Origin of the sequence: Shewanella sp. S23-S33 (assembly GCF_043359565.1) — a bacterium.
Classification (GTDB): Bacteria; Pseudomonadota; Gammaproteobacteria; order Enterobacterales; family Shewanellaceae; genus Shewanella; species Shewanella oncorhynchi.
The window spans coordinates 22,837-33,034 of sequence record NZ_JBHFFD010000022.1 but is presented as its reverse complement, the minus strand read 5'-3'; the positions used below and the strand labels follow the sequence as shown (position 1 = coordinate 33,034).

4 protein-coding genes and 3 pseudogenes are annotated in these 10,198 nt (G+C 38.0%); 4 read left to right on the top strand and 3 right to left on the bottom strand.

From position 1 onward, the window contains the following. Positions 1 to 80: 80 nt before the first annotated feature. Entirely contained in the window at positions 81 to 1,226 is a 1,146-nt protein-coding gene (locus tag ACHA99_RS06990) for an SGNH/GDSL hydrolase family protein (RefSeq protein ID WP_393941864.1), read from the bottom strand. Between the two features lie 432 nt (positions 1,227 to 1,658). Between ACHA99_RS06990 and ACHA99_RS06985 the strand changes: the two genes are divergently transcribed. The 4 genes and pseudogenes from ACHA99_RS06985 (at position 1,659) to ACHA99_RS06970 (ending at position 5,128) form a co-directional block, all read left to right on the top strand. Next, a complete protein-coding gene (locus ACHA99_RS06985) occupies positions 1,659 to 2,642 on the top strand; it encodes a hypothetical protein (RefSeq protein WP_393941862.1) in 984 nt (327 codons plus the stop codon). Positions 2,643 to 2,727: 85 nt separating this feature from the next. Then, positions 2,728 to 3,441 (top strand): annotated as a pseudogene (locus tag ACHA99_RS06980) (transposase); the annotation flags it as partial. A 65-nt stretch (positions 3,442 to 3,506) separates the two neighbouring features. Then, a pseudogene (locus ACHA99_RS06975) lies at positions 3,507 to 4,281 on the top strand (IS3 family transposase); the annotation flags it as partial. A gap of 88 nt (positions 4,282 to 4,369) precedes the next feature. After that, positions 4,370 to 5,128: pseudogene (locus ACHA99_RS06970) on the top strand (IS5 family transposase). Between the two features lie 107 nt (positions 5,129 to 5,235). Here the strand turns inward: ACHA99_RS06970 and ACHA99_RS06965 are convergent. After that, the gene (locus ACHA99_RS06965; protein WP_393941860.1) at positions 5,236 to 6,258 is read right to left on the bottom strand and encodes an RHS repeat-associated core domain-containing protein; all 1,023 of its coding nucleotides are present in this window, start codon (positions 6,256 to 6,258) and stop codon (positions 5,236 to 5,238) included. Positions 6,259 to 6,261: 3 nt separating this feature from the next. After that, positions 6,262 to 10,131 (bottom strand): hypothetical protein, encoded by a 3,870-nt coding sequence (locus ACHA99_RS06960; protein WP_393941858.1) that lies wholly within the window; start codon positions 10,129 to 10,131, stop codon positions 6,262 to 6,264. Positions 10,132 to 10,198 lie beyond the last annotated feature (67 nt).

Genomic DNA, 10,198 nt, shown 5'->3' with positions numbered 1-10,198 from the left:
CAGCTGTTGTTTGTCTTCTTCTGATAATGTGCCTATTGCCATGCCTTTGGGAATAGCAATAGGCTAATTGCTATTCTCGCTCACATCATGTTATTAGGGGCACTTGAAACTTTGGCAAATTTATCGGTAATATAGTCACTCATTCGAGATGCTAACATTTGGTGTACCTCTTGGCTAGGATGGACTTCGTCATGAAATACATGTCGATGTGCAGGATCAAAAACTTTACTCGTGCCACAGAGATCTACATAACCAACACTATTGGCTGTGTTAGTGTCATAACCTACCTTATCTGCTTTATCTAGTAATTCAGTGAATTGATTATCGAAATCGAAAAACTGTATGTTTACTCCTTCGACTTTATATCGCTCCGCAAGTTCTGCTATTTTTTGACTTAGGCTAGCATTATGTTCACTGGCGAGAGCACTATTGCTGGTGCGATATGCTTCGTCTTGTTTCTGGGCATAGGGCGTCTTCGAGTAATCTGCAATACCCGTCACTAGAATATGCTTTACTTTTTTATTTTCTATCAATTTAGTGATTTGTTTCTCGTAACAGCGTACCACTTTTTGAGTGTCTTGCTTATTGAATGTCATATAATCATTGCTGCCAAGAGCTAGTATGACTAAGTCATCGGATTTAAAATCATGCTTTTTAATTTGACGTTCCATGTTGGAAATAAACCAGAAGGTAGGATTTAATTTGGAATATTTAGCCGCTACGGCACCACCTTCTGCATAATTCACTAGTTCCTTATTTAAATAGGTAGATGATGAGATAAAATCGGGCCATACGAAACCATTGGTAAAACGGCCATCATGATATTGTTTAGACGAAAGCATGATGCCGAATGTTTTCGATTTCATGCGGCCTTCGGAATCCGACAGGCTGTCTCCGATAACCACCAAACGTTTAATATGATCCAGTGTTGTTGGCGGAGGGCTTATTGTATTCGTAGGTACCATCTGTTGGCGTTCTTTGTGATGATTTATCGCGACTTCAAATAGGGGGGGGGGCAAGGTGACAGGTGCAGTGGAACCATCAATGGTATCTTGTAACGACACTGTTCCCTCACCACTACGGAGCTGACAATTCGGTAGTGGGTATGCGGGGTTAGATGAGTTTAATAGCGGTTGGATCTGCTTAATAGCCATTGTTGGATTGAGATTTTGGGTATGAGCATTGAGAGGGACGAATATTTTTCCGCGAACAATACTAAGTGGCATATGACTATCTCCTATAGGTTATCTGCCTGTTGATATGATTATCAAGTTTTTGCGTCAGATAAGCACCATGAAAATAATGAAATATTGTGATTCTAATTGAATTTGAAATGCTATTACACTTTTCTCTAGTAAATACAAATTGTCTTTGATGGATATTTCTTTGCCTTAGGGCGTGAACGACAAACGCTGATTTATCCTTTGTGCCAAAATTTTAATATAAATATAACGGTCATAAGCGTCCGACGAATTACGCCTTGGTTAAATGCTACTCTCTTATCTTTCTATCACAAGATAAAAAACATAAGCCACTGATATTTTAGTATTTAATATGTGGCAATAAATTGGCAAAAATTTTCAAGAATACCCTAATGATAAATAAATGGAAATTGAGAAATAATACTATTTCTTTTTATATATGAGTATTACACATTTATGAACCCAATTTTTAAACCTTATCATATTGGTCGAGCAAATCATCCAAACCTTGAAAAAGCATCTTCATCTTCGGCGCTTTATATAGGGGAAATGGAGCTGGCAAAAAGTATTGTTAGTGTCAAACAAGTTCGCGATAACAAAGAGTTGACACGACTTCAAAGTGTGAGAAATGAACTTGTTTCTCGCTTTGACAAAAACAATGTTTCAAAAATTCGACTGATAGATAGTTCAATAGAAAACATAAGAGGAAAAATCGATAAGAGAGAGCAGCGATTGCGTGAAATGGGTCAACAACCTAGTCAAGTATCTCAACAGCCTCAAATTGGTCTTGCCACATTGTCCACTCAAGGCAGAACTGTGAACGCTAGTTCACCGAATTCAACACTATTAGACGCTAAGCATAAACAAGAATCTTTCGATACATCCAAACATGAGTTGTTAGGTAAAGGAAGCCGAGGCAATGTGTATCGTTCTGGATATATGGTGTTAAAAGAGTTTCATGAGGCGTCTTCGGATCAAATATTCCATGAGCTGAACATGTGTAATGCGTGGCTTAAAGAGAGTGGTTACACGGACTCTCTAGCCAGTTTGTACGGAAAAAATCATCTTATGATGCCATATCGAGAAGGTGAGTTTCCGAGTAATGAGCAGGTTAGAACAGTCATTACAGACATGTTTGAAAAAGGATTTATGATAGGTGATCCAAGAAGTAATAATTTTGTATTAGATCAAAAAGGAACTATACATCCGATTGATTTTGGTTTGGTATTCAGACACTCAGACATAGAGAGTGTTACAAGTGACTGCGCTGCAGAAATAGTTAGGGACTATGTAAAGGGGGGATACAAATGTGTGCCTGCTGAACTAAAAGCCGATTATATTTGCTGTATTTCGCAACTAGACTCAAAATGTCGCGCTTTAGGGACTGTGAATGTCATAGAACTGAGAAGAGCTGGTTTGTTAAACTTAAATTGTTCATAATTCTGTATGTATTGACGTATTGTTAGTAGGGTAGTGTTCAAATTTCTGTGTCATTTCTTTAAGCTATACCAAAAAGAGATGATTTATGACCACACCTACTTTTGATATCAATGCTGCCATTCAAGCACTACGTGAAGGAAAAGACCTCACTGGCAAGGATGGCATCTTAACCCCTTTGATTAAGCAACTCACTGAAGAGGCCTTAGTAGCAGAGTTGATGGTCATTTGGCGGGCACTGAAGGCGCTAATCGTAAAAACGGTAAACCACTAAAATGGTTAAAAGCCCCATTGTCAACTTCGAGCTAGACACGCCCAGAGACACAGCGGGCACCTTCGAACCTCAATTAGTCAAAAAGCACCAAATCCAACTTACCGATGAATTGGAGCGTAAAATCATTGGCTTATTTTCATTAGGCCCCAGCTACCAAGATATTCGCGCGTATATCGAAGACATGTACGGCATGTCGGTGTCCAACGGCACGGTGAATGCCATCACTGACAAGTTACTACCCGAGCTTCAAGCATGGCGTGAACGCGAACTTGAACCGCTTTACCCCGTCATATGGCTCGATGCCATCCACTATAAAATCAAAGAAAACGGTCGCTTTATTAGCAAGGCGGTTTACACCATTTTGGCCCTTAACGTCGAAGGTAAAAAAGAGCTGTTAGGCTTATATCTGTCTGATAATGAAGGCGCTCACCATTGGTTAAGCGTGCTAACCGACCTGTATAATCGTGGCGTCCTGAAGCGATTGAAACCATCTACCCACGGACGGAAGTGCAGCTGTGCCCCTTGTATCTGGATTGTTGTCACCCCTAAATAATCATTATTTTTAAAGACAGGGCGCGGCAAAAGAGAACGATATTGCTCGGTATTCACAAGAACGTAAAGAGGCGATCTTTAAAAATTATTACCGCCTCACAATTTAACGGTCGCAGAGGTAGCTCGGAAAGAAGGCATAGCGGTGCAAGCCTTGTATCGTTGGCTGGATATTGTCAGAAAAGAAGGTCGCCCCGTGCTAGGAAAAACATTAACAGCCAATGATTGGGCTGCAGAAGCTAAGTTTGAGGCTCTCATTGAAACTGCTCCGCTATCAGAAGCAGAAATAAGCCAGTATTGCCGTGAAAAAGGCTTGTACCGCGAACAAGTACAACAGTGGAAATTGGAGTTTTTGCCCGGTTTTCAAACCTCAGAAGTACAAGCTAAAACCATTAACAGGCCAAGGCTGACAAAGCCGAAATCAAATCACTGCAACGGGAATTGCGCTATAAGGAGAAAGCGCAGACGGAAGCTGCCGCATTACTGGTGCTGAGATAAAAAGCTCAATGCGCTCTGGGGGAACGACAGCGAGAAGAGCTAACCCCCTTGCCTGAGCGCATAGCATTGATTGCCTTAATTCAAGAGGCGTATCACCAAGGTGCTCGCGTTTACAAGGCTTGTGCAGAAACGGGCCTCAGTAAGCGCACCAATCGACGTTGGTATCGAGCTGGTCAAGTGCAAGCCGATTTACTACCAACAGCCGCTCGTCCAGAGCCAGCAAATAAACTCGAAGAACATGAGCGACAACAGATATTAAGTGTGTGCAATCAAGCGGAGTATGCCAGCTTACCCCCATCGCAAATTGTGCCAACATTATTAGGGTCTGTTGATCTTTCGGGAGTGATTTTTAGACAGCATGGCAAGACGTTATAATTTGCTTCGCCAAAAGTAACCATAACCTCAAGCCATGCCAAGACTTATGCTAACCGATGCACGCTGGGAAAAGATATTTCATTTAATGAAAAGCACAGGCCGTGTTTATGACAAACCTGAACATAGACAAACATTCGAAGGTATTCTTTACCGTCTTAGAACAGGTATCCCTTGGCGAGATTTACCTAAAGAGTTCGGTCATTGGAGCACGGTCTTTAGACGGTTTCATTTATGGTCTAAGAAAGGCGTTCTAGCACATTAATTCAAGGCCTTAGCCAACCTTGCTGATATAGAATGGGTCTTTATTGATGGCTCGATAGTGCGGGCGCAGCAGCACAGTGCTGGTGCAGCGACGCTAAGTAATGAGAGTATTGGTAAAAGTCGAGGCGGTAATCCACCCCAAATTCACTTAGCCGTCGACAGCGGAGGATTACCGATTTATTTCGAATTATCAGAAGGCCAAAAACACGATATTACACACGCCCCCAGCTTAATTGAACACCTGAAGCAGGTTGATACCGTCATTGCAGATAAAGGTTATGACAGCGATGCTTTTCGTGAACTTATCGCAAATAAAGGCGGGAAATCTGTTATCCCAAGGCGCCGCTATAAGAATACACCTCAAGAAAGAGTCGATTGGTGCTTATATCGGTATCGACATTTAGTGGAGAATGCTTTTGGAAGAATTAAACACTATCGAGCAATATCAAGAATATATAACAAGCTAGCAAGAAATTACGCCAGTATGGTGTTACTGGCGTTTATGTTAATGTGGCTGCCGATGAATTGCTGAACAACATTTGTACAGCAAAGTTCAACAGACCCTAATGTGTTTACCTAAAGCTGGGGGGCCGATGTTTTTTAGACTCTCTATTGAAACGATCTCGATGAATCACACATCTAAGGCAGGATGTATACACTTTTGCTATTGATATTCAGTTCATGCCGCTGGTGTGCTTCTATATTATTGTAATGCCGTCGAAGTGGAGCCACTCCAACAGTCCCTAAACCACCAGCTATAGAGCTAGCGCCTATCTTAAGCAGATTTGTACCATTCTTTGCCATATATCCAACAACAACCTGCCCCATAGCCACAAATCCATCAGAAAGGCCGCCAGCCATTTTCGTCGCACGTGCAGCATTGACCATTTGATTCACAACTACTTTTGACATCATCGAAGTCTGTGAAGTTGAGCTAAATATTCGACCAAAGGTCCCTGCCGTTGCAGTACCACTAACACCAACGCTAAAGCCAGCGACCCCTGTTATCATCGATATAATGCCTAGTCCAAGTCCAGCCATATTCAGTTGCTGTGATAGCTCTGGGTTTGATTCTTCAAGAGCTATTGAGCCTATTGTGCATCCTGCAGACGCAATGCCTGTTACCCCAGAAGCAATAAGAAGACTTCCCGTCACGATTGAGCCAACGGTAAGAGCTCCTCCAAATGCAATTGCTGCAGCACCAAAGGTTACTATCGATGTCAAAACAACCATTGCACTGATAAATACTATCATAGCGAAAGCCTCGCCACTCATGTGGCCACCAGGATCTACTCTATTAACTGGATTTCCGTCAGCATACTGATACCTATTTTGTCCTGCGAGCCCAAACGGACTCAATGAATCCGGAGTGTTAAAGCTTTTTTTGAAAGGATTGTAATGCCTTTTCCCCAGTCTATACGCCATTACAGTAGAATCATAAATATATCCCTTATAGGCAATCAAGTTGGATTTAAGTAAATTTGATGTGTTTACCGAGGAGTTCAAACTGTTAGCAAGAGCAATAGATGGCAGTGCTGAATAAGTAAATCCTGCAAGCGCCAAGCTAATCGAATTTTTTAAAAAAGCTCGGCGACTTTCAGAAGTTATGGATCCTGGGCCACAAATGTCAGCTCTAAAACTTAATAAATTTTTAGTTTTCATTACTTAATTCCATACTGTTTTTTCACCGTGGGGAGTATATTTATAATAGTGTGCAACAGTGCTATCAATATCATTTTCGACAACCATTAATACAGTGTTGTGAGGGTCAATACCAAACAGTTCGCACTCTACATTTGAACCACTCTTTATTATTCTTCCAATCTTGAACTTTCCGAAAGTAATATATAATGATTTCTGTTCACCACAGACCTCTCCGAGAAGATGTTCCCCAAGATACACATAATCTATTGACAAGTCGTTATTGTGGTAAATACCGCTAATTCTATCCGATGGATTATAATGATATTCAGTACTCATTGAACTTCCTAGAATCAATCTATTATCTCTATCATAGCTCAAATGTTCATTTCGTTCATTTTCTAGGACGTTCCCCATATAATCTGAGGAAAAATTATACGTTTTTATATTATTAATAGAAAAAGAAGTAAGTAAATCCTCTTGATAAGTTGCTTTAAATGCAATATTCGAAGAGTCTGGACCACTTGAAATTATGGAGACCATATCAGGTGTTAGATAGCTATAATTGTTATTTTTTCCTGATATTTCATGGCGTGATAAGGAGGGCAATGAGCCTCTATATTCATAATCCTCTAGTATTTTCTCACCTCTCAACCTTGTGATTGATTGTGATGTTACAAATCCATTTTTATCATAACTAATTGTAACATCTACTGTACCAATAGTCGTAGTGTTAATGACAACATTTGTCTGCAATCTCGTTATCAATCCGTGATCATTATGAGAAAAAATAATATTTTGCTGAAGGACTCCACCAATAGAATCTGTTCTTGTCAATCTTAGTGATACTAACTCACCACTGTCAGGGTGATAAAAAGCCGATATTGATATTCCTAGTCCTTGATATGTTTTATTTTCTAGTCTTCCTGCTGTATCATAAGTAAAGTGCTGAGTGTATCCCAAATGGTTTTTTACCATCATAAGCCTTCCAGAAGATGACTTTTGCTGCTCTAATATATAATTTATGTTACCTATTGAAAATAATGATGATATTAGATTATTTCTTTCATCATATGAATAGGTATATTTAGATCTAAGTGCGTAAGTATCACTACCCTCTGAGATATACTCCTCAGATGAGATCAAGTTTCCTAGCTTATCGTAACTGTATGCATATTTGAAACGCTTCCCTATATCTGAGAAAATAATCTCTTCCTTGATTTTATTATGAACTCTATCGAGTAATACTTCCTTACACAGCTTTCCAGAGTGATATGTTTTGTGCGGTATTTCATCATGAGCATTTTGATATGAAAAAGATTTAAACCAAGAATAATCATCCTCGTTATCACTAATGTAGCCTTCTTTTTTAACTCTACCAAAACAATCATGATCCCTCACCCGTTGAATCATTATTCCGTCATTTTTATCTCTTGTTTTTACAAAGCATGAAGATGCAAATTGAGGTGATTGATACTTATACTCTACAGTAGACTCAATACTACCTGAATTATAGGATATAATCGAATCTAATCGACCAAAATCATCAAAAATATTAATAATCTGGCCATCGTATAACGGCTTGTTTATTGTGGTCGGTTCGCTCCCAAAATCACCATACACATAGTTTTCTATTTCTTCACCATCCCTGTGCAAGCTGTTCAACTTTCCAGATATATCATAACGCGACTCGTTCAAAACTGTATTATTATTTAATACTTTGATCGAGATGTTGTTAGGATGTGAAAAATCGTAGTTAATATTTTCAATTTTACCATCACCATGCGTTACTTTTGATATTCCAAATAAGCAATGTTCATATTGAGTACTTACTGATATACCAGCATCATCACGCTCTGTAACTTTAATTACATTAAGAAAATTATATTCTATAGTCTTTATTATAAAGACTATTTCATCTTTAACTTCAACTACATGCGTTAAATTACTGTATGCATTGTAATAATACATCAACACTCGATTAGAGGCTTCAGTATGAGTGGTTACATGAGAATTTGCAAATGGACCTGCACTAATAAACTCGTATGAATAACTCTCAGTTTTTTGAGTTTCAGGATTGTTTCCCTTATCAACTTTTATCACTCTGTCCAATATGTCATATTTTATTTTTGTGATATTCCCATTGAAGTCAGACTGTTCGACTACATTTAAATGATAATTGGCATCAATAATAAGATAGGATGATTTACTGCCATCGGCAATAGATGTTGTTGTCTCCTTTACTTTAGTTTTGCTATTACTTCCAGAAACTTGACTATAAGTATATGTCGTTACAATATCATCAAGAATGGGTAATGTCGGCAGTCCATCAATATCATAACAAGATGGATTTAAATTTATTATCTTTTTTACTAACCCAATTGTTTTACTATTTCTCTCATTATGATCAAAATAGGAATATTCTCTGATTTTCAGTGAATTCCTCGTATAATTCTTAACCATAATTAATGAGCTATAAGGAGAACTCATGACAGATAAATATGTAAATTCTTTAACATCAAATTTAACTTGTGTTAAAGTTTTTTTTCTTGAAATTATCTTTTTTATATGAGTGACAAAGAAATCTTCGGGATCAGGTGGGCATCCATCAGCCTCTGCTGAATCAAAAGGGAAATATTCATAGGTTATTTCTTCCCTTCCTTGTTGAGCAGAATATGATAATAGATTTCCAAAATCATCATAATTAAATGATTTTAAGTAAGATACACTGCTGCTACATTCAAAAGTTGTATTTTCTTCTCTAACTAAGTTATAAATTGGGGGTTGAGAAAAAATATTACCTTGTATTAAGTTATAATGATTTGTCTTTTGTATCTTTTCAATTATTCCATTTACACTCCTTTTTTCAACGCATTCTATTAATAGATGAAACTTGTTAAATGTATAACTCGTTTCCACACCCAGAGAGTTTTCTATTACAGTGTAGCTATACGCATGCTGTTTCAGAATACAATTATCAATACCGTGAACCTGTGGAATCCCAGGTTCATAACCTGTATAATTTTTATCACTATAACTATATATATATTCTATATCCTCATCATTCTCAAATCCTGACCTTATCAGTCTGGTAATAACCTTAACCATTTCACTATCGCTATAATTAATGTTGTCATAATCTATAGTGATAACCTCCCTAGCGGAATGCGAGTAAAATTTTAATATACTAGTAATATAATAGCCACAAAATCCGTCCCACAAACCAGTAAATGCCGTATATCTTTCCGTATTATTTATATCGGATATGGTCGATATGACAAAATCAATGTGATGGCTTATAACTACTGTTCTAGTTACATCACCATTACTTTCAGAAATAAAAACTTTATCGGCTTCATAGTGGAAGCTTATTTTATTTGAATTATCGCCAACTGAGTATATTTGAGAAACTTTATTTTCCGAAGTATATTCAAAATTTATTACGTGGCCATATTTATTTATAATTGAAGATACATTGCTAGTAGTACCATTATAGAGCTCAATAGTTCCATTCTTATGTGCAACACGATATGTGCCATTTGTAAGAAAGTCGATCTTAACATTCTTTAACTTGTGTGAAATTAACGCAATATCACCAGCATCGCCACTGACAAATGTAAAATCCCCTCCGACATTATTTAAGCACAAAGCTGTTTTTAGCTGAGTATCAATTCTTGGGATATTGAACCGCCATCCTAAAAAATACTCTGAAGCGTTACGTACAACCTTTCCTGGAATGTGTTCTAAAATCAAGTTGAATGAAGGTTCATCTTTGTTGTGGCCGCAATATATCACCCCCAATGAAAAAACTTGAGATAACGTTCCAGTGTTATGATTAACCAGAGCAGTATTTCTCGTACGATTGAAGGAGTCACAAACTAACTTATTATACATCTTTACTTCCCTATATTAAGCATCGAAATTATTATCTCAAATCCTTCTGTTAAATAAAATGGTTTTT

Excerpts from the sequence above, each read along its gene's own strand:
- ACHA99_RS06990 (WP_393941864.1), bottom strand. The coding sequence starts at position 1,226 with ATGCCACTTAGTATTGTTCGCGGAAAAATATTCGTCCCTCTCAATGCT.
- ACHA99_RS06985 (WP_393941862.1), top strand. The coding sequence starts at position 1,659 with ATGAACCCAATTTTTAAACCTTATCATATTGGTCGAGCAAATCATCCA.
- ACHA99_RS06965 (WP_393941860.1), bottom strand. The coding sequence starts at position 6,258 with ATGAAAACTAAAAATTTATTAAGTTTTAGAGCTGACATTTGTGGCCCA.
- ACHA99_RS06960 (WP_393941858.1), bottom strand. The coding sequence starts at position 10,131 with ATGTATAATAAGTTAGTTTGTGACTCCTTCAATCGTACGAGAAATACT.